Annotated in this window: 16 protein-coding genes; 1 reads left to right on the top strand and 15 read right to left on the bottom strand. The window is 42.5% G+C overall.

Translation table 11 applies throughout. The annotated features are described in order from the left end of the window. Nucleotides 1–218 precede the first annotated feature (218 nt). The 6 genes from ODU50_RS00470 to parE form a co-directional block, all read right to left on the bottom strand. Entirely contained in the window at nucleotides 219–836 is a 618-nt protein-coding gene (locus ODU50_RS00470; protein ID WP_398581257.1) for a DUF4230 domain-containing protein, read from the bottom strand. Between the two features lie 61 nt (nucleotides 837–897). Next, nucleotides 898–3351, bottom strand: a complete 2454-nt coding sequence (gene parC / locus ODU50_RS00465) for a DNA topoisomerase IV subunit A (RefSeq protein WP_398581256.1) — start codon at nucleotides 3349–3351, stop codon at nucleotides 898–900. A gap of 340 nt (nucleotides 3352–3691) precedes the next feature. Next, nucleotides 3692–4042 (bottom strand): hypothetical protein, encoded by a 351-nt coding sequence (locus tag ODU50_RS00460; RefSeq protein ID WP_398581255.1) that lies wholly within the window; start codon nucleotides 4040–4042, stop codon nucleotides 3692–3694. A gap of 104 nt (nucleotides 4043–4146) precedes the next feature. Further along, on the bottom strand, nucleotides 4147–4650 hold the full coding sequence (locus ODU50_RS00455) for a YkvA family protein (RefSeq protein WP_024401695.1): 504 nt from the start codon (nucleotides 4648–4650) through the stop codon (nucleotides 4147–4149). 32 nt (nucleotides 4651–4682) lie between these two features. Then, on the bottom strand, nucleotides 4683–5285 hold the full coding sequence (gene fic / locus ODU50_RS00450; RefSeq protein ID WP_398581254.1) for a protein adenylyltransferase Fic: 603 nt from the start codon (nucleotides 5283–5285) through the stop codon (nucleotides 4683–4685). Nucleotides 5286–5308: 23 nt separating this feature from the next. Beyond that, entirely contained in the window at nucleotides 5309–7258 is a 1950-nt protein-coding gene (parE, locus tag ODU50_RS00445; RefSeq protein ID WP_398581253.1) for a DNA topoisomerase IV subunit B, read from the bottom strand. Between the two features lie 142 nt (nucleotides 7259–7400). Between parE and plsY the strand changes: the two genes are divergently transcribed. Beyond that, nucleotides 7401–8045 carry a glycerol-3-phosphate 1-O-acyltransferase PlsY gene (gene plsY / locus ODU50_RS00440; protein ID WP_398581252.1) on the top strand — a complete coding sequence of 215 codons (645 nt, stop codon included), beginning with the start codon at nucleotides 7401–7403 and terminating at the stop codon, nucleotides 8043–8045. Nucleotides 8046–8055: 10 nt separating this feature from the next. Here plsY and addA read toward each other — a convergent pair whose 3' ends face one another. The 9 genes from addA to ODU50_RS00395 form a co-directional block, all read right to left on the bottom strand. After that, entirely contained in the window at nucleotides 8056–11709 is a 3654-nt protein-coding gene (gene addA, locus ODU50_RS00435; RefSeq protein ID WP_398581251.1) for a helicase-exonuclease AddAB subunit AddA, read from the bottom strand. After that, nucleotides 11709–14975 carry an ATP-dependent nuclease subunit B gene (gene rexB / locus ODU50_RS00430; protein WP_398581250.1) on the bottom strand — a complete coding sequence of 1089 codons (3267 nt, stop codon included), beginning with the start codon at nucleotides 14973–14975 and terminating at the stop codon, nucleotides 11709–11711. Before rexB ends, addA begins: the two co-directional genes overlap by 1 nt. A 294-nt stretch (nucleotides 14976–15269) precedes the next feature. Beyond that, nucleotides 15270–19574, bottom strand: coding sequence for a MucBP domain-containing protein (locus ODU50_RS00425; protein WP_398581249.1), 4305 nt, complete (start codon nucleotides 19572–19574; stop codon nucleotides 15270–15272). Nucleotides 19575–19948: 374 nt separating this feature from the next. Beyond that, the gene (locus ODU50_RS00420; protein WP_024393955.1) at nucleotides 19949–20113 is read right to left on the bottom strand and encodes a hypothetical protein; all 165 of its coding nucleotides are present in this window, start codon (nucleotides 20111–20113) and stop codon (nucleotides 19949–19951) included. A gap of 612 nt (nucleotides 20114–20725) precedes the next feature. Beyond that, on the bottom strand, nucleotides 20726–22039 hold the full coding sequence (obgE, locus tag ODU50_RS00415) for a GTPase ObgE (protein ID WP_105179441.1): 1314 nt from the start codon (nucleotides 22037–22039) through the stop codon (nucleotides 20726–20728). A 204-nt stretch (nucleotides 22040–22243) separates the two neighbouring features. Further along, nucleotides 22244–22372 (bottom strand): DUF4044 domain-containing protein, encoded by a 129-nt coding sequence (locus ODU50_RS00410; RefSeq protein ID WP_002935474.1) that lies wholly within the window; start codon nucleotides 22370–22372, stop codon nucleotides 22244–22246. A 56-nt stretch (nucleotides 22373–22428) separates the two neighbouring features. Next, the gene (gene uvrC / locus ODU50_RS00405) at nucleotides 22429–24213 is read right to left on the bottom strand and encodes an excinuclease ABC subunit UvrC (RefSeq protein WP_205014510.1); all 1785 of its coding nucleotides are present in this window, start codon (nucleotides 24211–24213) and stop codon (nucleotides 22429–22431) included. A 114-nt stretch (nucleotides 24214–24327) separates the two neighbouring features. Further along, entirely contained in the window at nucleotides 24328–25155 is an 828-nt protein-coding gene (locus ODU50_RS00400; RefSeq protein ID WP_044679453.1) for a hypothetical protein, read from the bottom strand. Continuing rightward, the gene (locus ODU50_RS00395; protein ID WP_105106152.1) at nucleotides 25152–25592 is read right to left on the bottom strand and encodes a hypothetical protein; all 441 of its coding nucleotides are present in this window, start codon (nucleotides 25590–25592) and stop codon (nucleotides 25152–25154) included. The genes ODU50_RS00400 and ODU50_RS00395 overlap by 4 nt, the downstream gene beginning before the upstream one ends. Nucleotides 25593–25635 lie beyond the last annotated feature (43 nt).

Raw genomic sequence — 25635 nt, 5'->3', positions numbered from 1 at the left:
AGCTCAAACTGTCTGGGAGACAGTTTAAGGTTGGAGATGAAGCGAACTTTGTTCGCAACAGTCGTAATGGTCGAATTTGGAGTGTAAGACACGAATTGCTGAGATTTGCTTCGCAAATCTTATCTCCAACCTTTAACAGTCCACTGGACTGTTAAACCCAATCAACCACTGCGCTGAGATGTTGACACGAACTCTGATAAGTGGCGTCGGGCTCCACCTTACTCTTTAAAAACAAATTCTAGTTGAATTTCAGGTGAGATAGCACTAAATAAATTTTGATAGTAGGTTTTGGCTGACTCTTTTATGTCATCCTGATAATCTGCTAAAAACTTTTCTTGCTCTACTGACTGAAATTCATCTGTGATGAGTTGGGCAGTATCGATTTCTTCTGTCGCAAAACTCAGTATCTCACCGCTCTTATCATATAAGGTATAAGGTTCTTCTGCATCTAATTCCAATCCAATGACTTCAAAGGCTGGAAGGGTAATTTTGTACCGATTTTCAGAAAGATGTTCAATGGATACAGGACTTTTGATACCAAATTTTGCCTTGTACTTGATGATTAAGAGGGCTGATTTTTCTGAAAAAGGCATTTCTTGACCAAATAAGACCGTGTAGTTTTTAGCGGTCACAATTTTCTGGACAGCTGTATTTAGAAATACTAGTTCATTGACCTGCTCGACAGATTCAATAGCTGTATGAACACTCACTTCCTGCTGACTGCTCCTTTCGCCAGAGAGATAGCCATATCCCCATACACCACACAATAACAGAAGGAAGGACAGAACAAGCCATAGATAGACTTTTATACTGAAAAATAATTTGATAATTTTCATAGCATTTACCTCCTCTACAGTATAGCAAAAAGACTGCTTTGCGAGCAATCTTTTCATCTTTTTAGTCTATCCAGGCTCTGAAAACTTCTTCATCAGAAATGGTATCCGAAATGAAGCTACCGTTGCTAGTGCGTTCAGACAGGCTAAGCTGGGTCACATCAACCTCATAGAGTTTGCCTGTTTTGGACTGCACGTGAAGGATTTGATTAGTCGTTTCATCTTCATTTGCTGTGCTAAAGAGGTCAAAATCTCCCTGGTCCGTCAAGACTGGACCCGCCGCAAAGACACGGTGAGGCTTAGCCTTGAGTTCGCGAAGCACCTGCAAACCACGCTTGGCACGGCTGGTCACAGGGATTTCCTCCGCCGCCATCCGCTTCAAACTACCACGCTGGGTCAGGAGATAGACGGAGCTGGTATTGCTGATAAAGGCCGCAGCCACCACATCCCCATCCTTGAGGTTGACCGCCTTGACACCGGCCGCCTTGGCACCGATGATTGGCACTTCTTCGATGTTAAATCGCAGAGCGTAGCCCTTTTCTGTGATGAGCATGATGTCGTCCAAAACTACAGGCGATACAGTTATGACCACATCATCCGCATCTTTAAGTTTGGCATACTTGGTTGACTTAGACTTGTAAGTCCGCCATGGAGCAAACTCCTTCCGCTCCACACGTTTGATTTGACCGTATTTAGTCACCGCGAAATAAGTTCCCTCTTCAAAATTCTCAACCAGTTCAGCGAAGATAATCTCTTCATTGGTATCAAAGTTCATTAGGGTCTGGCTCAGGTGTTCACCAATATCTTTCCAACGAATATCTGTCAGTTCATGGACAGGTCGGTAGATAACATTTCCAAGATTGGTAAAGAGCAGGAGATGCTGGGTTGTCTTGGCATTCTGCAAGAAAATCAGCTGGTCATCCTCTCGTTTGCCCATTTCTTCAAGGGTTGAGGCGTTGAAGGAACGCGGACTTGTTCGTTTGATATAGCCTGCCTTGGTCACGCTGACAAAGGTTTCTTCTTCGACAATCAAGCTGGCGGTGTCAATCTCAATCGCTTCTGCCTGATCCTGCAATTCACTCAAACGAGGATTGCCAAACTGCTTCTTAACCTCACGCAGTTCCTTCTTCATGAGATTGAACATGGTCCGCTCATCACCGATAATGGCTGCCAAGGTCTGAATCTGCTCGCGTAAGCCTGCTTCTTCATTTTCCAAGGTCACAATGTCGGTATTGGTCAAGCGGTAGAGTTGCAAGGTCACGATTGCTTCTGCCTGTTCCTCGCTAAACTCATAGCTGACTTTCAAGTTTTCCTTAGCATCCGCCTTGTTTTCAGAGGCACGGATAAGGGCAATGACCTCGTCCAAAATAGAAATAACACGAATCAAGCCTTCTACGATATGGAGGCGTTTCTCTGCCTTTTCCTTGTCAAACTTAGAACGGGCAATGATAATCTCACGGCGGTGGGCGATGTAGCTAGACAGAATTTTCTGCAAGCCGACCTGACGCGGTGTGAAGTTATCAATGGCCACCATGTTGAAGTTGTAATTGATTTGTAAGTCGGTATATTTGTAAAGGTAGTTGAGAATGGTTTGCTCATCGCTGTCTTTTTTCAGCTCAATGGCAATCCGCAGACCTGTACGGTCTGACTCATCACGCACCTCAGCAATACCAGGCACCTTGTTGTTGACACGGATATCATCAATCTTCTTAACCAGAACAGCCTTGTTGACCTCGTAAGGAATCTCAGTAATGACAATCTGTTTCTTGCCAGCCTTGAGTTGCTCGATTTCACAACGGCTACGGACTACGACACGGCCCTTACCAGTTTCATAGGCCCTCTTGATTTCGTCAGCCCCTTGGATAATGGCACCTGTTGGGAAGTCTGGTCCAGGAAGGAACTCCATTAGCTTGTCTAAGCTAGCTGTCGGATGATCAATCATGTAAACAACGGCATCGATGACCTCCGCCAAATTATGCGGCGGGATGTCAGTCGCGTACCCTGCTGAAATTCCTGTCGCTCCATTGACCAAGAGATTAGGGAAGGCAGCTGGTAGCACAGTGGGTTCTTTTTCCGTATCGTCAAAGTTCCAGGCAAATGGCACCGTCTTTTTCTCGATGTCAGCCAAGAGATAGCCAGCCATTTCCGACAGGCGAGCCTCGGTGTAACGCATCGCCGCAGGCGGATCGCCGTCCATGGAACCGTTGTTTCCGTGCATCTCCACCAAAATCTCGCGGTTTTTCCAGTCCTGACTCATGCGGACCATGGCATCATAAATAGAGTAATCACCGTGCGGGTGGAAATTCCCCATGATATTCCCGACTGACTTGGCAGACTTACGGTAGCCCTTGTCAAAAGTGTTGCCGTCCTTATTCATGGAATAAAGAATCCGACGTTGCACGGGCTTTAGACCGTCACGAATGTCCGGCAAGGCCCGCTCCTGAATAATGTATTTGGAGTAGCGACCAAAACGCTCTCCCATGATGTCCTCAAGGGACATGTTTTGAATGTTAGACATAAATTAAGATACAAAGGGACGATTCAGTCCCGTGTTCAGTTAGACAGACTAGCTGAACATTCCTTTCTTTGTTTCTTGTCGAAAAATTTTCTTTTTTACTTTTTTTGATAATCGCCTTAAGTAGTGAGAACGGAAGAGACCTTCGGGAGTGGGAAAGAACTCGACCAGTCTAAAAAGAGTTCGTCTTTCCACCCCCGCACAGTTGATTAGGTCAGATTGGGAGTGGGAAACACGAACAAATCTGCCAATCAACCACTGCGCTGAGATGTTGACTCGAACTCTGAGAAGCGAGGCTGGACTTTCTGCCCAGCCTCTCCTTAGCTAAACATTAGTTCTTTACCTAAGTTCTCTGATAAAAGAAAGCAATCATATCCCCTACTCTATCATAAAGATTATCATCAACATATGCTAATTTCTCAATTTCTAGTTCCTCATCATCAATCAAATTTTCTTGATAAGCTTGAGCATATTCACCACACGATTTTAGATAATCCATTATTAAAACTAACTCTTGCTTCTGTTGAGAAGAAAGGACTTTTCCTTTATAGAGAGTCTCCTTTATGAATCGACAGTAGTCTGAGTGCTCTTCACACCAATTGACATTGCCATTTGCTTGAGCTTCCCAGCGAAGTTTTTCTAATTGTCGAAGTAATTCACCTTGTAAAGTAGAAGAAATCCCGTATTTAGGCACATCTGCTCGCCAAATTGAACGTAGAACCTCTGTATGCTGAGAAGCATACGGAACTTTCTTAAGTTGCTCGATAGTTGGCTTTTTTCTTAAAAACTTTAGCAGAGCTACTCATCCACTTTCCACTGGCTTGCTTGCCAGCTTCTAAAGTCCTCGACATCTGCTTTGATTAATTTCAAACAGGCATTAAGGACAAAGGCATCGTCAAGTAGACCTGCTCCAAGGATGAAATCTGGTAAGGCATCAATAGGACTGAAAAAATAAATCAAAGCACCTATAATTGCGAGGATTGTCCCTTTGGGTAACTTGCTGTAATCTCTACGGATATAGCTTCGCACCATGGAAATCAAGCCTGGAATAGCCGCAAATTTATCTCCACCAAAAGGCATACGAGACAGTTTCCGTTCCGTGCTATGTAAAAAATGTTCTAATTTTCCTTGCTCAGATAGCAAGTTTTCTGCATGTTGCCGAGTTTTGGAAGATTGCCAAATCTTCAATGCTTGGTCAAATTTCTCTTCCAACTCCTGTTTATTTTTAAATGGCTTGCGCTTTCGAGCCCATTCAGACAACCGTTTTTGAAAACGGTCAGTTAATTTTACTCTTAATGGCATAAAACACCTCACATCATTTGTTTATGCTAGATTTACAAATCCTCAATACGATAAAGGTTGTAACCCTCGTAGTAATAGGATTGATCGATGCCTTTGAAATATGTTGCTTGATCAAGATTCTCTGTTAATGCCTTAAATAATAAATATTTAAGCTCGCCTGTTGATACATGACTTCTAATCATCGCATTGAAATAGTCATCTTTATCAATACTATTCCAATCAACCACCTTGCCCAAACTATCTCGTAGCATACAATCCAACCAGATACGCATACTACGACCATTTCCCTCACGGAAAGGGTGAGCAATGTTCATATCCGCATATTTTTCAACAATTTCATCAAAAGTTTCGTGAGGTAGCTTGTCGATATAGGTTAAAGACTGCTCAAGAAAGATTCGTGGAGCGAATTGAAAATTATCTTTGGCAATGTTGACATCGCGAATTTTACCTGCAAAGTCGTAAATATCCTTAAATAAAGCCTGATGAATGTGTGCCAAACCTGCAAAAGTCCCAACTTCTATCTGGAATAACTGACCAGTTTCGAACAGTTGAGCTGCTTTTTTCTTGCTGATTTGTTCTTCAAGACGGGCTAATTCAGCCGAATCTTCAATCCCAAATTTATTTTCTAAAACCATATGGCACCTCAACTTCCCTGAGATTATTTAGTAAAAGCTGTCGCTTCCTCCAAGGTAAACTTGACATTGTCCTCAATCCACTTGCGGCGTGGCTCGACCTTGTCGCCCATGAGGACGGATACACGGCGTTCAGCACGGGCTAGGTCTTCAATGGTGACGCGGATAAGGGTACGGGTTTCAGGGTTCATGGTTGTTTCCCAGAGCTGATCGGCATTCATCTCACCAAGTCCCTTGTAGCGTTGGAGGATAAAGCCCTTGCCAAAATCCTTGCGGAGATCTTCTAATTCTCCGTCAGACCAAGCATAAGCAATCTTTTCTGTCTTGCCCTTGCCTTTTGACATCTTATAAAGTGGCGGAAGGGCAATGTAAACTCGTCCTGCTTCTACCAATGGTCGCATATAGCGATAGAAGAAGGTCAGCAAGAGGGTCTGAATGTGGGCACCGTCCGTATCCGCATCGGTCATGATAATAATCTTGTCATAGTTGACATCTTCGATAGTAAAATCTGACCCAACACCTGCACCGATGGTATAAATCATGGTGTTGATTTCTTCGTTTTTGAGGATGTCCGCCATTTTTGCCTTGGCGGTATTGATAACCTTACCACGCAAAGGTAGAATGGCTTGGAACTTACGGTCACGCCCCTGTTTGGCAGAGCCTCCGGCCGAATCTCCCTCGACCAGATAGAGTTCGTTTTTGGCTGGATTTTTGGACTGGGCTGGAGTTAATTTTCCTGATAGGAGGCCCTTATCCTTCTTGTTTTTCTTGCCATTTCGGGATTCGTCACGCGCCTTACGCGCAGCCTCGCGAGCGTCACGGGCCTTAATGGCCTTGCGAACTAGATTAGATGCTAGCTCGCCATTTTCCAAAAGGAAGAAGGTTAATTTATCCGATACAATGCCGTCCACCACAGGACGAGCAAGTGGGCTTCCCAACTTGTCCTTGGTCTGTCCTTCGAACTGCAAATGCTCTTCTGGTACAAGGATAGAAAGGACCGCAGACAAACCTTCACGGTAGTCAGAGCCTTCCAAATTCTTGTCCTTTTCCTTGAGCAAGTTGGTCTTACGAGCATAGTCGTTCATGGCCTTGGTAATAGCTAGTTTGAGACCTGTTTCATGGGTACCGCCATCCTTAGTCCGAACGTTGTTAACGAAAGACAGGATGTTGTCTGAATAGCCGTCATTGTACTGCATAGCCACTTGGACCTGGAATCCTGCATCTTCCCCTTCAAAATAGAGGACTGGTGTCAGAGTTTCCTTGTCTTCGTTGAGGTAGGATACAAAGTCCTGGACGCCATTTTCATAGTGATACTCTTCCTGCTCACCCGTCCGCTCATCTGTCAAGGTCATGGTGACTTGTTTGAGCAAGAAGGCTGATTCTTTCAGGCGTTCGGCAATAGTATTAAACTTGAAATCAGTCGTTGAGAAAATGGTATCATCAGGCATAAAGGTAACTTTTGTACCTGTTTTTGATTTTGGAGCGGTACCAATCTTCTCTAAAGTCGTAACTGGCTTTCCGCCCTGCTCAAACCGTTGTTTGTAAACAGCACTGTCACGGGTAATCTCAACTTCCAACCAGCTGGACAGGGCATTGACCACCGAAGAACCAACCCCGTGAAGACCACCTGAAGTCTTGTAGCCACCTTGACCGAACTTACCACCTGCGTGTAGAACGGTGAAGATGACTTCGACTGTTGGCTTGCCTGTTGCATGCATACCGACAGGCATACCGCGTCCACGGTCAGACACAGACAGGCTACCGTCCTTGTTAATAGTCACGTCAATCCGATCACCAAATCCTGAGAGAGCCTCATCGACAGCGTTGTCGACAATCTCCCAGACCATGTGGTGCAAGCCGTTTCCGTCTGTGGAGCCGATGTACATACCAGGGCGTTTGCGAACGGCATCCAGCCCTTCCAATACCTGAATGGCATCATCATTGTAATTATTTATATCAATCTCTTTCTTAGCCAAAATTGACCTCCATACTTATCATCCTTTCTATATTACAAGTTTTTTAGCATTTTTGCAAAATATTTCTGCTACCTATCGGCTGAGACAGCTCATAAAATAAGATTTTGGACTAAATTAGATGAAAATATGCTATAATGAAAACATGTTAGTCAATCTTATTTTACTATTTATTGCATATTTATTGGGATCTATCCCGTCAGGACTTTGGATAGGTCAAACTTTTTTCAATATCAACATTCGTGAACATGGTTCGGGAAATACTGGAACAACCAACACATTCCGTATTTTAGGTCCAAAGGCTGGTACGATTGTATTTGTAATTGATTTTCTCAAGGGAACTGTGGCAGCCTTGCTTCCGCTGATCTTTCATGCCCAAGGAATTTCTCCGATTGTATTTGGGCTAATGGCTGTACTGGGACACACTTTCCCTATCTTTGCCCAATTCAAAGGTGGAAAGGCGGTTGCAACATCTGCTGGTATGCTTCTGGGCGTCGCACCTGCTTTTTGCCTCTATCTAGTCATCATTTTTGTGACTTCTCTTTACCTCACTTCGATGGTTTCCTTCTCCAGCGTATTGGCTGCTGCTTTAGCAATCTTAGGAGCTCTGCTATTTCCAGCAATAGGAATCATCCTGCCAAGCTACGACTGGCTCTTTACCATCATCATCGTCTTTTTGGGCCTATTTGTCATTATCCGCCACAAGGAAAATATCCAGCGGATTTTGAAAAAAGAAGAGAACCTTGTCCCATTCGGACTCAATCTAACCAAACAGAAAAAGCGAGTTTAACCACTCGCTTTTAATTTGTATTGACTTCTACCACTTCAATCCTTTCCCCACCAAGCAAAATCAAATGACAGTCTACACGATCTATCTTGTAGGCTTTTTTCAATGCCTCGGCATAGAGTTGCATTTGAGCTTGGTAACGTTGGCTGAGTTGGATTGGTTGGTCATATTTGTCTGTCTTATAATCAAAGAGGACAATATGATCATCATATAGCAGGTAGCCATCGATAATCCCACGAAGGACAAATTGTTCCTGCGATACAGAATCAGTCTGCAAACTTGCAAATGGAGCTTCTCTGTGGAGTTTGTCCGTATTGGCTAGAATTTCTCTTCCTAAGTCTGTATCAAAGAAATCCAAAATCATTTGAACATTGATTTTGTCTTTAACCGCTTGCTCAGCATGAACAGTTTCTAGGGCTTCTCTTACCGTATCTTCTGTCACCAACCAAGACAGATCCAAGCGTTGCATGAGTTCATGGATTGCTGAACCGACTTGGGCTCCAGTGATTTTTGGTTTCTTGGAAAAATCTGGCAAGTTGAAGGTCCGTTTTGGCAGGTATTTTTCCATAACTTCCATGCCTTCTTGTTCCAAGACAGGCTCATAGAGTTTCTTGATTTGACTTGGAGTGCGTAAACTTGGTAATTCAATCGCAGCCTTATAGCGGGTATTCAACTCTTGGACAGAAGATAATTGGTCCAAGGCTTGGGCAATGTCTTCTGATTGACGAATATCTTTAAGGCTGGCGTCTTCTAGCTTATTCTTCAATGTAAGTTTACCAATCTTCTCCTCTGTCAAATCCTCGTCCGTCACAAAAACTTTTTTGAAGTGCAAGTCTTCTCCTGAGAAGGCCTCATCAATGGCTAAAATCCAGTCTTGGAAGGTCGCCATACTTTCACGTGTTGATTGGGCAAGTACGCCATCTTCCTTCTTGCCATCGTATTTTTCAGCTAACTTGTCAGCATTGCCCTTTCCAACCAGATACAGCTTCTTCTCAGCACGCGTTAATGCGACATAGAGCAACCGCATTTGTTCTGAAAGATTGGCAATTTTTAGTTCTTGGAGATTCTTTTGATAAGGAAGGGTGTTCATTAAGACTCGTACCTGAGGCAATGGGCTATTTACCTTATCTTTCATATCCGCTAAATATTGGATACCCAGACCATTTTTCCGGCTGATGATGACTGATTGGTAATGGTCTTCCAAGTTGAATCGCTTATCGATATTCATGAGGAAGACATATTTGAACTCCAAACCTTTTGACTTGTGAATGGTCATAAGTTGTACAGCATTTTGCGGTAGAAACTCTTGTACATCTGCCAAATCCTTATCATTTGCTAAGGCACGGTCAATCATGGCGATGAAGCGGGACAAGCCCTTGTAGCCTGTTTTTTCAAATTGGTTGGCACGCAGACCTAGTGCATATAGATTGGCCTGACGCTTGCTGCCATTTGGAAGAGCGCCGACATAGTCATAGTAGAATTTTTCATTGAAAATCTTCCAGATCAAGTCATAAATAGAGTGCAGTTTAGCAAAGGCACGCCAGTTTTCCAAAATAGACAAGAAATCCGTAATTTTCTTCTTCAACTCTCCTGACATAAGTTCAGGATGTTGTCCACTTACTTGTTGGGCTAATTCCATTTTCTGGTAAAAGAAACCTGTCCCAGCCTGCAAGGAAATCCGTGTCAGTTCATCCTCATCGAATCGGAACATAGGCGATTTTAACAGGGCAACCAAGGCATAGTCATTGAGTGGATTATTGATAACCCGCAAGGTATCCAGCATGATCATGACTTCTAAAGATTGCAGATAGGAGGCTGCTCCGCCATCTGCCACAATAGGAATCCCATGTTTTTCAAAAATGGACATAATGAGGTCATTGTGCGTCCGTTTTTGTACCAAGAGAGTGATGTCCTTGAAGTCTGCTCCTTCTTCATTGTGAAGACGAATAATCTCTTTTGCAACGACCTCAATTTCACCAGCAGTCAGAGGAGTTTCCTCCTCAGCATCCGTTGAAGAAGGTGCACTATCCTGCTGGTCGTAAATCAAGTATTCCATCTCATGCTTGGGCTGGGCAATTTTTTGACCAGGACTACCAGCCACTAGACTGTGGGTGTCGTCATACTTGATTTCCCCTACTTGACGGTCCATCAGGCGCGTGAAAATAGCATTTGTTGCCTCCAAGACCTCAATCTGACTACGGAAGTTTTCCTTGAGCAAAATCAATTTTCCAGCCTGAGGATTTGCCTGGTACAGTTCAAATTTCTCTTGAAAAATCATCGGATCCGCCTGACGGAATCGATAGATGGACTGCTTAATGTCGCCCACCATAAAGCGGTTGTGACCGTTAGACAGCAGGTCCAGCATTCGCTCTTGGCTATGGTTGTTATCCTGGTACTCGTCCACCATGACTTCGTGGTATTTTTCTTGGAAAAACTGGCGGATGTCCGCATTTTCTTCTAAAATGCGAATAGCGAAATGCCCAATATCGCCAAATTCAAAAGCTGCTTCCTTGATTTTGACATCCAGATAAGCCTGTGAAAAGTCTAGGACAAAATCACGTAATAATACAAGCAGTGGCAAAGCTTGAACCTGATAATCTTTCAGCAAGGTCAATTCATAGACTTCCTGACCCAAATCCCGTAGTCCTGAGATAATCTGGCTCTTGCCAGCATTGTATTCTTCTTTAAAGGCTATCAAATGCTCATCTTTTGGTCGATTGACATTGGTCAGGCCTTTTCCTCTGGACTGGTCATTGATGAGAAGGATTCTTTCAACCCGTTCCATCAAGTCCTTCTGGTCCAGACTATCTAAACCTGTCAACAAATCCAAGACTTCTTCCACATTGGCAAAATACTTGGCGGAACCAAAGTCATTTCTGCCCCATTCCACATGGTAGCGGAAGAAATCTGCAGCTTGATAGAGTTTGTCTAATACTTTTTCTTTAAAGCCTTGCTCTAAGATCTGCTCTATACGCTCTTGACTGTACAAATCAGCTTGAACAGCCTGCTCTTTCAGCCATTTAGTTGGATTGCTCGTCGATTGGCTAAAATCATGCACCTGATAAACAACCTGACGGAAACTACTATTATCCTTGCGGTTACCTGAAAAATTGCGAACCAGTTTGCGGAATGCACCATTTTCATCCTGTTCAAGATAATCTGCAAAAAGCTGATCGAAAACCTCTTTTTTCAGACTTGCTTTTTCAGTCTCATCCTGTAAAATCCGAAACTGCGGAGAAATACCAAGGCTATAACCATAGGTTGTGACCAATTTCTGCGTAAAGGAGTCCATGGTCCCAATATCCGCCTTGGTCAAATCCGCCAACTGGGCAGACAAATGCCGACGCAATTCCATATCGGTCGTCTCCGCAATGGTTTCGTTGAGATTTTTCTCAATCCGCTCCTTCAACTCACCAGCCGCTTTGACTGTAAAGGTCGAGATAAAAAGCTGGTCGATTCCCACACCACGCTTCAACTTATCCAAAATCCGTTGAACCATGACAAAGGTCTTGCCTGACCCAGCCGATGCAGAGACCAGAACATTCTGATCGTGCGTGTAGATGGCTTCAATCTGCTCAGGTGTGCGTTTTTGTTGCTTATCAGAATTGGCTTCCGCCAGCTGCACAGCCTTGATTTTTTCCGCGCTTAAAAATTCTTCAAAAGCCATTAGTCCTGACCTCCTTTCATTCGTTCCATCCAATCTTGACGCTTGGCCTCTTTGACCAACCGCCGTGCCATGCCCATGTGCCGATCCGCCTCAAAGCCAGTGATTGCCTTCAACTGCTCACCTGCCACCGAGCGACCATCTTTGGTATAAGGGTTAATAGCAAAGCGACCAGCCAGGATGTCCTTGGTAGCTTGTTTGTAGAGTTCTTGGTTGTGGTTCAATAAAACCGCAAACTCATCTTCCGTGTAGAGTTGGTTACGAGTCTGATAAAAATGATTGAGCCCCAGACTTCCCTCCTTCAAGAAAAGCCCCTTGTAAACCAAGCTAGTATTGGCAGCTCCTTCTAGCTGTTCTAAATTCTTCGTATCCTTTAATTTGATAATCGGATCCTGCAAATGCAAATACATAGCCCCAAAAACAGGTTTATCCTTGGTTTCATCCAGCTCTTGTAAGGCTGCCAAGTAGGTCACCAACTGAGGTTTGAGACCATTGTAAAAATCCCCAACTGAAAAAGATTGGTCGCTGGACTTGTAATCCACAACACCGACAGCCTGATTGATTTGCAAGGTATCCAAGCGGTCAATTGTACCATTTACATGCACACTCTTGCCATTTTGAAGGTCAAAAACCAGCGCCTTATCCTGACGGAAACTCTTTTCCTGACCATCAATTTCAACCAAATCATTATCCCGCAAAATAGTCGCACTGGAACGAGCAATCTTATCCAGCACCTCCTCCGTATAGCGAGCATCTGCATCTTGTCTATAAAACATAGCAAATTCTGCCTCGTCACGCGTATGCAGGATAGCCTTGTCCACTTTTTGATCAAAATCTAGATCAGACTGGTCCATGACCACTCGTTCAAAAATCCGATGCAAAAACAAACCATGCTGAAAGGCAGTCGGATGGATGGATTCCTGTTCCCGCAAGCGAAGAACATTGCGGATAAAGTAAAGATATTGGTTATTGTAGAAATTGGTCAAGCTGGATGCAGAAAGATTGAGCGGCTTATCCTCTGGATAGAGAGCAGCCAAGGTATCAGCTGCAAGTTTTTTAGAAGTTATTTCGCCAGTAATGGTCGGAATTTCAATGCCTTGCGACTCCAATTTCTTCTTCAAATGGCGAACCAAGACTGTCCAGAAGGCCGTCTGCCCTTCCCATTCTTCATTATCAAGAGATGGTCTTTCTGACTCAATCAAACGGGATAAGAGACTCTTGTAGTGACCGATGTCTTGCGGACTAAGTGTTTTAATCCGACCATGTTCTTCGGATTTCAGCCCCATTTTTTGGAGAATCTTGATATAAGGGGAGAGACTATCTTCGCCTTCGTTATAAATCTGAGGAGTTGAAATAACTAACTGTTCCGTCGCAGCATTAAACAGAGACATCATGGCAGCATGGTTCTTCTTGATATTCTCTCGGCTGACCAAATCAAAACGTGAAGAACTAGCCGAGACAAGATTGACTTTTTCCATCTCTTCTTCTGTCAATAGACTGGTATTCTTAGCAACTTTTGGAAAATTGGACTGGCCCATTCCGATAGCATAAACATACTTAGCAGTGTGCGGCTCGATCAAATCATAGGATTTGACATTGACCACATCAACCGTTGCAGGAACGGTACGATAGTGACTGGCCTGCATACCAGCCTGTAAAATAGCCAGAAAGTCATCCATTTTCAATTTTTCTTTTCCGAAAATCTGATGAAAATTCTCTAGAATATGGGTAAAACTTTTCCAGACCTGTTCTTCTTTTTCTTGCTCTACTTCACTCAAATTTCGAGACATATTTTCCATATTTTTAGGAAGCTCAATTGCCTCCAAAAATGCCATAAATTTCTCAAGCAAGGCAGTTCCAGATTGTGGTCCAGCCTTAAACAGCTGGTTCAAAGGCTCCATAATCTTAGCACGTAGGGGTTCCAAGACATTCAAATCATAGACAAGTCGCTTCTCCTTGACAGTCTCAACATCGTAGTCCGCTCTGCCATTGACCGAAAAAGCCCTCGAAAAAGCAGCCTGCCCCTTCATATCCGCAAAAAGGATGTAAGACTCAAATAGGTCCAGCTCCTTTTGGGAAATGCTGGCGTACAAACCAGATTTGAGGAGATTGAGCAGGTCTTCTGCACGGAAACGATAGCGACGCAAGCGTTCCAAGGACTCCACAAAGTGGACCAGGGGATGATGACTCATCTCCTCTGCCTTGCCGAAATAGTAAGGAATATCATACTTGTCAAAAATCTTGCCAATCTGCAACTTGTAGCTATCTACATCACCCAAGAGCAACAAGATGTCTTTATAGCGAGCCCCTTGATGCACATGCTGACGAATGGCGGTCGCAACCTGCTCCACCTCTTCTTTTTGGTTAACGACTTCCCAGAGTTGGATTTTTTCTTGGTCTGCTGGAGTCAAGTCTATCATGGTCCCGCTGTAGTCATAATAGGCTTCCATATTCTTTGAAAATTTACCAATACTGTCCAAGACTGGCTCTTGACCAATATAAGTAGCCTTAGTCTGGAACTGCGCTGATAACTGACGTAAAAAGTCAACGTTGGCTTGATAAACGTTCCCTTCCGCATAGGCGGCTTGCACAGCTTTCTTGCTGGCATATACACCAATCAGGATTTCCGACACCCGTTCATTTAAAGCACTTACTAAAGCTTCTTCTTCTGCCGAAAAACGAGAAAATCCGTCTACCACCAGCACAATGTTCTTCAACTGCTCATCCAACTGACCAGTTTCCACCAAGCAAGTCAGCTGTGCTAACTTAGACTGATGCTCAAAGCCTTCTTTGGACAAAATGTCTGTTACAGCCAGAAAAATCTTCACCAAATCAGCCTGCTTATCTGGTGACTCCATGGCTTCCAAGTCCAAAATAGACATATTTGCCTGTTGCAATTCTTTGTATAAAGCAACTAGCTGGTTAATGAACCCAAAATCTGTCTGTAAACGACCATAGACTTTCAAGTCGCCGTCTTCAAATTGCGATAGAACACGAAAGAAAATCATGGCAAGACCAACATCATCCAGTGGTTGACCTGTTTCTTTCTTATCAATCATCAAATAGCGTACCAATTGCCCAAAACGGGTCACGATAATATCAAAAGTTGCCTGTTCAGGCAGGTATTCCAAGACCTTGCGCTCCATCTCAAAGGATAGAGAGTTTGGAGCAATGTAAAAAACTCGCTTACCTTCCTTAGCAAATTCTGCTGCGGTATTCGTTAAATATTGCGTCAGAGGATTGCGAATATCTGTATAGACTAATTTCATATCAAATTCTCATGCTTTCGTTGAATATACTATATCTAGTATATCAAAATAAGACAAAAAAATGGGAGTGAGAAAGAACTCGACCGAACAAAAAAAGAGCTCGTCTCCCACCCCCACACAGCTCCAACAGTCAGAGTAGTGACCGACTGTTGGAGGTTGGAAATGGAGCGAACTCTAAGATGTAGCTCTGGACTTTTTGCCCAGCCTCATTTTTTCGGAAAGGCAATCCTGCCTGTTACGTACAATTCTTATACTTTCTATATGGGGGAATAAAGTCTGTATAAAGAATTTTGACTAATCTTCGTTACGACGACGTTTTCTTGCAAACGCAAGCGTTGCGACAAGCATTGCTGTACCAAGTGCACCTGCCACAGATGAAGCCTCACCAGTATTTGGCAATTGAGCTTTACCTGAAGCGGTTTTACCTGCTTGAGGTTTTGCAGGAGTTTCCTTCTCAGGTGTTGTTGGTTTATTAGAAAGTTTGCGATAAATATGTGTCGTATTACCTTCTTCATCAACTACAGTACGCACATACTCGTAACCTGAAATTTGACGTTTTGGTGTTGACCCATCCTCTTTTGGCGCAATAGGGTTACCCTCTTCATCAACGTGGTTAGTCACAACTTTCTTAGCAGGTGTTTTCTTGTAGATGTGAGTTGTATTACCATCTTCGTCAGTAACAGTTTTACCTGTGAACTCATAACCTGGGATTGATTTGTTTGGTTTTGTTCCCTCTTCTTGTGGCGCAATAGGGTTACCTTCTTCATCAACGTGGTTGGTTACAACTTTCTTAGCTGGTGTTTTCTTGTAGATGTGGGTTGTATTACCATCTTCGTCAGTAACAGTTTTACCTGTGAACTCATAACCTGGGATTGATTTGTTTGGTTTTGTTCCCTCTTCTTGCGGTGCAATAGGGTTACCTTCTTCATCAACGTGGTTAGTCACGACTTTCTTAGCAGGTGTTTCAACTTTACGGTAAACGTAAGTCACAACTGTTTCACCTTCTACAACTTTACCGTTTTCTGTACCATCAACACGAACCAATTCATACTCTTCATCTTTGAAAGTAATTGTCTTAGGTTTGTTGTCTGTAGTGTCGTATGGTGTACCCTCTGGGGAAGTTGGTGTATCTGTTACAGGAGCCTTGATAACTGTGCCATCTTCTGTCACATAGTTAACAACAACTGTACCATTCTTAACTTCTGGTGTTTTCTTGTAGATGTGGGTTGTATTGCCATCTTCGTCAGTAACAGTTTTACCTGTGAACTCATATCCTGGGATTGATTTGTTTGGTTTTGTTCCCTCTTCTTGTGGCGCAACAGGGTTACCCTCTTCATCAACGTGGTTAGTTACAACTTTCTTAGCAGGTGTTTCAACTTTACGGTAAACGTAAGTCACAACTGTTTCACCTTCTACAACTTTACCATTTTCTGTACCATCAACACGAACCAATTCATACTCTTCATCTTTGAAAGTGATTGTCTTAGGTTTGTTGTCTGTAGTGTCGTATGGTGTGCCTTCTGGGGAAGTTGGTGTATCTGTTACAGGATCCTTGATAACTGTACCATCTTCTGTTACGTAGTTAACAACAACTGTACCATTCTTAACTTCCGGAGTTTTCTTGTAGATGTGAGTTGTATTGCCATCTTCATCAGTAACAGTTTTACCTGTGAACTCATATCCTGGGATTGATTTGTTTGGTTTTGTTCCCTCTTCTTGTGGCGCAACAGGGTTACCCTCTTCATCAACGTGGTTAGTTACGACTTTCTTAACTGGAACATAAGGAATTGGTGTATCAACACCTGGATTTTCTGGTGTTGGTGGTACATATCCCTTACCTGGATCGTTTGGATCAACTGGTTCCAACGGTGTGTTGTCCTTAGGATCAACCGGTGTGTATCCTGGAACGTAAGGAATATTTGGAATCTCACCATTTGTTCCTGGTATCGTTGGATCGATTGGCTCATCTGGCTCTGTTGGGTCAAATGGGTAAGGTACTTTTGGACGCTCTGACTCTGGTACATTTGGAATCTCTGGAATCCAGTTTGCAACTTTCTGGTAAACATAAGTTACTGTGATTGTTCCTTCGATAACTTTACCATTTTCCTCACCATCTGTCTTAGATGGAACAAGGACATAGCGTGACCCATCTTTTGTGACGATTTCGTTTGGTTTCTTGTCAGTTGTAGTATAAGCATCTCCAACCGGTGCATCAGACACATCCGTTTCTGGATCTTTAATTACATTACCTTCTGTATCTTTGTAATTTACAACTACAGAACCTGTCACTGCTTTATAGACATAGGTAACTTCTTTGTTAACACCAGCTTCAATCTTACCTGTTGTTGGGTCAATACCTTTCGCAGTATTATTGCCAACTGCAATCAAGTTATTTCCCTTGCCAACTTTACCAACCGGATAATCACCAGCAGGAACAAGTTTGTACACCTTGCCTTCAAAAGTGATGGAAGCTAATTTCTGATCCAAGTCGGTATCATAATTATAACCAGGTTTCGCATCTTTTTCATCTGAAACAGGAGCTTTGATTACTTTACCATTGACATCAACAAAGTTAACATTAACGCTACCAGCTTTTTCGTAAACATACTTAACAGTTGTTGTACCTGCAACTACTGTACCGGTTGTCTTAGCTGAATCAGATTTCACTTCTTTGTAGAAGTAGACTGTACCATCAACAACCAATCTATCCGGTCTATGGTCAGCATCTGTATTATACTGGGTACCAAGTTCTGACTTAGGAGTATCCACAACTGAATTTACAATTTGTTTTCCGTCAGTATCGTAGTACTCAACAATAACATCACCATACTTGGAATTTGCTTTGTAGATATGAGTTGTCTCGTATGCTGTAGTTACCGCACGATTTCGAAGCGTCAACACTTCACCACCAGGAACATACCCCTTATTAGTAAAGCTTTCAAATACACCACGCCAACCGTACTCTTTGCTACCTGTATCTGCAGTTGTCCAAACTTGAGTACCAAGATAGAGTATTCCATACGGACCACTCGTTGCATCACCTTTCCATTGAGCAATTACACGATACTTACTACCTTGATCATTTGTAGCACTTTCACCAAAAATCATCACACCATTTTCAACGGTATGTGGTGCAATAATAATCGAATTTGTATTGTAAGTATCCGTTTTTCCATCGTAATAGACCGCTGGAGATGTATTTAAAATATGAATAAAGCCTTTTGTATCAGTTCCAGTCCAGTCCACTTCGCCTGTATAAGCTGGATCTACATGATAAAACTTCAAGATAGTTTTATTTTCCGCAACAAACTCTCGAAGAACTTTATAACCTAATGTGCTTTTCCCATGATTATTAAAAATATTCGCAACTGTACCTTCTGGATAAACACTTGCAACAGGTTTAGTCGTTGTTTTTACGTAATCATAACCCGTAAAATCACGTACACTAGACGAGGTAACTTTTTGACCTGCAATGGTTTGTAGGCTATAGGTTGCCAGAACTGTCCCATCTTCAGTGACATAACGAGTCGTATTGACTTGATAAGCAGGCACTATAACCATGTTGATGAAACCTGGTCCAACAAAATCTAATCTACCTGGGCTTCCCCCTTCAACGGCTTCCGAAACATCATATGTCAAGGTAAAATTTTGGCTTGAGGCATCAACTGTTGAGGGATATGTAAATGTAACTTTTGCTCCCGCATCAACTGTATGAGTTTCCACCACATTTCCAGCTTTTTTATCCACTAATTCTGCCATCACGGTCGTAGTTGACGGGTCGTTATCTAATGAGTAACGAATGTAAACTCCCTCATCTTTTTTGGTAGGATTTGAATCGTATGATGCAAAGGTGTACCAACCAGATTCTTTAGTTGCTTCATGACCAGTGATAAGCATATGAGGAGCAATAGCCGCATCTTTTGGATCAGACATTGAAGGTGTTGCTGTTGTCGTTCTATCTAGAAGAGTACCTTCGCCATCGCCAACTTTCAATGTTGATGCAGTTGTATCAAGTGCTGCTGTATCAAGAGCCGCTGTCAAGAGACCATCTACAGTGTATTTTTGCAATGCATTCCCCAACGCCTCATTGGCTGCTTTAACCGCTGCGACTTGCGCTTCAACTTGCTCAACAGTTGCTGCTGGGTCCGCCCAAATTGCCTTAGCTGTTGCAAGTTTTGCTTGAACATCCGCTACAGCTTCCGCAAGAGTTGCATCTTCAGTTTTAGCCAACTCTTTTTGACCAAGATCAACCAACAGTGGTGATTCTGATGTTACCTGTTCAAGAACAGCTTTCGCTTTTTCAACTTCTGTCGAAGTCGTAGCTACCGCACTCGTATTTTCAGCCGGTGCTGGCATAACTTCAGCATTTGTTTTTCCAACTTCTTCTGCAACCGCTTCTGTTGAAGCAGGCGCTACACTACTGGCAATAGTTGGTTCTGATGAAGCACCAGCTTCTTCAGCTTTAACAACCTGTGTACCGGCACCTAAAACTAACGACACACCAAGCAAAACACTTGCTGCACCAAAATGATACTTACGAATCGAAAATTGTTGTTTCGTACCGTACCAGTCAAATGATTTTTTATTTGCTTTACGCATAAAAAATCCCCCATATAAATATTAATTTAATTACACAAATTTTCTACTCTTTGTATCAAAGCCTTGAAAACTCCTGCAATCATCCGAGGTATTATACTACAAATAACTTTAAATGCCAAGTAATATTATAAAATTCCTCAAAAAAACATTATGAAATATTATGAATCCGCTTCAATTCGAGAAGAAACCAGTATATTCATAGTTTTTTCATATTTTTTAAGAAATTTCACTTTTGAGAATTTCTATAAAATTACCGACACCGCAAAAATATTCGCACCATATCTTGTATTCTTATGCATATAGCCAATAATAAATAGTCAATAAATTTTTAAAAAAATCTGCCTGTTTTCTGATACAACAAGCAGATTTTGACTTTATTCCTTTTCTTGCTCTCTTGCCAAACGCTCACGTTCCAAACGGAATTTGCGATTGGGATTGAGCCTGTTAAAGAGTTCTTCTAATTTTTCAGCATTCCAAACATCGGCTGCTGAAACAAAATTCCCATCTTTATCCTTGAAGGATATTGGCTTATCACCCATACAGACCTCCAACTATTTTTTTAGATTGCTCACAAACGACTGTCACCAACTGAATGAAATTTGTAAAGCTATAGTCTGCTCTAGAATTTCTAAGTTCGTACTAGACTAACTTACCGGACAGGTTACGACATGGAGTACAGGCAGTCGAAACTACTGCCTGTACGGAATAGTCCACCATAGCGGCTACCGTACTACATCAAGTCCTTTAGGACTTAAAGGTAGTTCCAACGTTACGACACGGAGCCCAAATGGTTGATACTACCATTTGGGTGAAGTTAGTAAAGTAGCTAGCCAAGATCCCCTAGGACTTGGCGTAGTTTGACTAGAGGCTGGGCAAAAAGCCCAGCGGCTACTACTCAGAGTTAGTGTCAACATCTCAGCGCAGTGGTTGATTGGCAGATTTGTTCGTGTTTTACACTCCAAATCTGATCTAATCAACTGTGCGGGGGTGGGAAGACGAACTCTTTTTTAACTAGTCGAGTTCTTTCCCACTCCCAGTCAAACTGCTTACCTCGCTTGCGAGTTTTCAGGCTCGGGTTAAAACTGTCCCCCAGACATGGTCGCTTTCGTATTTCAAGGCGACCAGCTGATACAGTCTATCCCCAGACTGTATCAGTCCACAAACTCAAATTCGAACTTGCCGATACGGACGATGTCGCCGTCTTTGGCACCACGCGCACGGAGGGCTTCATCAACACCCATTCCACGTAACTGGCGAGCAAATTTCATGACAGATTCGTCACGATCGAAGTTGGTCATGGTGAAGAGTTTTTCCAGCTTGTCACCAGATAGAATCCAACTTGCATCGTCTGCACGACTGATTGCAAATTCTGGTTCATCTGGATTAAAGCCATAGTAAGCCTCTTCTTCTTGGAAATCTGATTCGTCGTAGAGCAAGAATTCTGGCGTTTTCTCAAGCAACTCGGCTGTGGCTTCTAGTAGATTTTCCAGACCTTGGTGAGCAATACCAGAAATTGGGAAAATCTGTGGCAATTCTTCAAACTCATCATAGTTGGCTGCCAATTTTTTCTTGAACTCTTCCAGATGTTCTTCTGCCTCTGGCATGTCCATCTTGTTGGCAACGATAATCTGAGGACGCTCCATCAAACGAAGATTATAAGTTTCCAATTCATTGTTGATGGCTACATAGTCCTCATAAGGATCACGACCTTCACTTGCTGACATGTCCAAAACATGCAAGATAACACGTGTCCGCTCGATGTGACGGAGGAATTGCGTTCCAAGTCCCACGCCTTGACTAGCACCTTCAATCAAACCAGGCAAATCAGCCACTGCAAATGACTCGCCTGACTTGGTCCGCACCATTCCCAAGTTAGGAACAATGGTTGTAAAGTGATAGGCCCCAATCTTTGGTTTAGCAGCTGTAATCACGCTAAGAAGCGTTGACTTACCAACTGATGGAAAACCAACAAGACCAACGTCAGCTAGTACTTTTAATTCCAATTCAAGGTTGCGCTCCTCACCTGGTTCACCATTTTCAGAAATCTCTGGCGCAGGATTCTTAGGTGTCGCAAAACGAATGTTTCCTCGACCACCACGACCACCATGAGCAATAACAAATTCCTGCCCATTCTCAACCAAGTCCGTAATGATTTTACCTGTATCAGCGTCACGCACAGTTGTTCCCTGCGGTACACGAACAATTAAATCTTCCGCTCCTCGACCGTGCATACCTTTGGTCATCCCTTTTTCACCATCATCAGCCTTAAAGCGACGGTTGTAACGGAAGTCCATCAAGGTCCGCAAGCCTTCATCTACAACGAAGACAACATTCCCACCATGACCACCATCACCGCCCCAAGGACCGCCGTTTGGTACATACTTTTCACGACGGAAGGCAACCATCCCATCGCCTCCCTTACCTGCCTTGACCTTAATCTTGGCGGTATCTAAAAACATACTCATAATTTACCCTATTCTTTCCTAGAAAAAAACGCTTAAAAGCGTTTTAGACCTCTATTCACAAGCGAAGTGCTTATATATAAGAGAAGTTTTTTAGCTAATCAAGGTCGTTCTTTGAGAGAATACTGACTGTATTTTGAAAAAACTAACGATGAACAGCTTAAAAACCAACCTTAGATAAAAGTGCCGAACTGTAAATACAGGTTCTTAATTCATCAATGCATTAATAGCTGGTAAAATCAAGCCAGCCAATGTCGCTACAACCATCACGACAACGATTACTAAAGTCACTTTCTCAAATGTTGTTTTTTTGTGTTTTTCTTCACCAAAAGCCATTGCTTTCTCCTTATTTAGTCATTGATAGTTTATTCTAACACATTATGGGAATGTTTTCAAATCTCATCCTTTGAAGAAAGGCTTTCCTTGACCTTTTCCGCCACCTTATACGGTACACCAGCTTCTGCGATTTCTTGCAGGCTGGCTGACTGGATATTGCCAATAGACTTGAAATGCTTCATCAGAGCCTGCTTGCGTTTTGGTCCCAAACCTTCTATACCGTCCAATTTGGATGAGAAGGAATTTTTTGACCGAACCTGACGATGAAACTCAATAGCAAAGCGGTGAACCTCATCTTGAATCCGATGCAGGAGGAAAAATTCCTGAGAATTACGTGGCAACTCCACCACTTCCAGCGGATTGCCAAAGAGCAATTCGTGGGTTTGGTGCTTGTCATTCTTCTGCAAACCTGCAATTGGTATAGACATGCCTAACTCCTGCTCGATGACCTGCTTGGCAATGTTAACCTGCCCCTGACCACCGTCAATGATAATCAAATCAGGCGGTGTCAAACCGTCCCGAAGTACCCGACTATAACGGCGTTGCAGCACTTCACGCATGGAAGCATAGTCATCTGGCCCCTCCACCGTCTTAATCTTGTACTTACGGTATTCCTTTTTATTAGGCACCCCATTTTCAAAGACCACCATAGCCGACACAGGACTGGTCCCCATGATGTTGGAGTTATCAAAAGCCTCAATCCGCACAGGCGTCGGAATCCCCAGCAACTGACCGATATTCTCCACAGCACCGTAGGTCTTCTCCAGATTTTTTTCCAAAAGATTAAACTTCTGCTCCAGACTGACACGCGCATTCTTGGTTGCCAGATTGATGAGCTGCTTCTTCTCACCACGCTGGGGCTTGATGACCTTGGTATCTACCAGAGCTTCTACGGCTTCTTGGTCAATATCCTGCGGTATCAAGACCTCTGAGGGAATCAAATGTTGCTGGTCCCTGTAAAACTGACCTATGTAGGTCAAAAAATCTTCGTCCGCATCATTATAGTATGGAAAAAGATTGACATTCCGCTCAATCAGTTTCCCCTGCCGAACAAAGAAAACCTGCACACACATCCATCCCTTGTCAACATAGTAACCAAAGACATCCCGATTCTGCAAATCATGAGCCATCACCCGTTGCTTGGTCCGCAGGGTTGAAATAGATTGAAGAATATCACGATATTCCGCAGCTCTTTCAAATTCCAAATTGCCAGCTGCCACTTTCATCTTGTCCTGAACTTCCTTGACAATCTTATCATCATGCCCTGTCAAGAACTGGGCCACTTCCTTGGCCATCTTGTCATAGTCAGACAGGCTGGGCAGGTCTTCCCCGTGAGCCAGACATTGCCCCAAATGATAATAAAGACAATACTTGTTCTCAGGCAATTTACACTTGCGGAAAGGATAGAGGCGCTCCAATAGTTTGAGGGTCTGATTGGCCGCACCCACATCTGGATAGGGACCAAAATACTGACCGCCATCCTTCTTAATCTGCCGTGTAATGAGCAGCCGTGGATGACGTTCCTTGGTAATCTTGATAAAGGGATAGGACTTGTCATCCTTAAGCATGATGTTATAGCGAGGCTTGTTTTCCTGAATCAGATTGATTTCCAACAAGAGCGCCTCGATATTAGAATCCGTTACGATGAATTCAAAGTCGGCAATCTCTGACACCAGGGCTTCTGTCTTGGTATCATGGGCACCACGAAAATATGACCGCACCCGATTGCGCAGGTTTTTGGCCTTGCCCACATAGATAATCTTACCGTACTTGTTTTTATGGAGGTAGCAACCCGGACTGTCCGGCAGCAACTCCAACTTATGCTTGATCAAATCGTTCATAGGTCTATTATAGCACAGTCCAGACAGCAGTCCAAATCGCCACAAATCCTATAACCACAAAAATCACGGAATAGCCCGTGATTTTTATATATCCCACAATAAGAGATTGTAGTACTAAAAAAATAGTGCGGATAATTTCTCACCCAGTTCTATTAATTGTAATGTGACAGGTATTCCTGCTGGGATTTTAGGGAGAAAACTTTGAATTGAAGACCACGCTTTCTTAAGCTTTATTTTCTTAGGTCTATCGGAAACGACTTGCGATTGAATCGTTTCAATATCATCAATAATCACTTCCTTATCATCCTCAGACAACATATTTAATCCAGTTAAATCTTTCAAAATATTTGAACAGAGATTTTTTAAAGTTTCAATATCCGTCGTAGAGACATTATTTATTGATGATATAGTTCCAGTTCCCACTGCTGAAGCTGTTCCGTAATTATTTTCAATATTTTGTGTAATTTGAGACATGGCTTGATTTACTCCGGTTAATTCTATTATTTTTTGAGATAATTGATCGTTGATATAGTCAACTAAGGGTTTGAACGCTTTCTTCAAAAACTCTCGTATTTTATCATTAAATTTTTTAGAAGAAGTTAAAAGAAATGCACAAGATAATTCTGCTAAATCAACGTCATCTTCTATAATTTTATTCAAATAATCATAGCAAAGTTTTAAATGTTTCGATTCATCTATGGGAATACTGAAATTGCTCCATCCTGAATTATTATCTTCCGATACGAGCTTTTCATTAAAGTCTTTCGGTAAATCAGTCCATAGGTCTTCTAAAATTTGACATATAATATCGTTCTTGTCAATAAATTCTTTAAATCTGATGAGATATAGTAAGCCATCATTATACTTTGTATTCAACATATTTGATGAATTTCTTCTGAAATCTAAACTGATTTTCCTATATTTTTGTAATTCTTCCATCATAAATCACCTCCACAGTAAGCACAGAAAACTTTTGAAGCTCCTGCACTGAATAAAACTTTTTCATGTTTTTCGCACATTTCACAAGTAAATACTTCCTCAACGGAGTCTATTTCAGATGGTTTAGCAATGGAGTTATGCTTTATCTTCTTGAAGTCAACCTTAAAATTTTTTGAACTTTTGATTGAACCAAAACTCTTATTTATAGTGTTAATCATCCATTCTTCGGCGAGATTTTGAATATAGGCTAATACTTCCTTTGAATAGAACTTATCCGCATTATCAACTAATCCGCAATACGGACAAAATAGTTCCTTGAGTTCAAAATCTCTATCTTGCACCTCGGAAGCCAATAGCTTAAATTGCTCTTCGCAAAATGGACACTCATAAGTAAAATAGCCATCTGAATCGGCTTCAAATTCAATTGTAAAGCTTTCCATTCATTATCCACACTTTCTTAATAATTTCTAATTTAATTTCTAA

The organism is Streptococcus sp. 2020WUSS084, assembly GCF_044427445.1.
Lineage (GTDB): Bacteria > Bacillota > Bacilli > Lactobacillales > Streptococcaceae > Streptococcus > Streptococcus suis.
The sequence above is the reverse complement of the archived record's forward strand: the minus strand, read 5'-3'. Positions and strand labels throughout refer to the sequence as shown.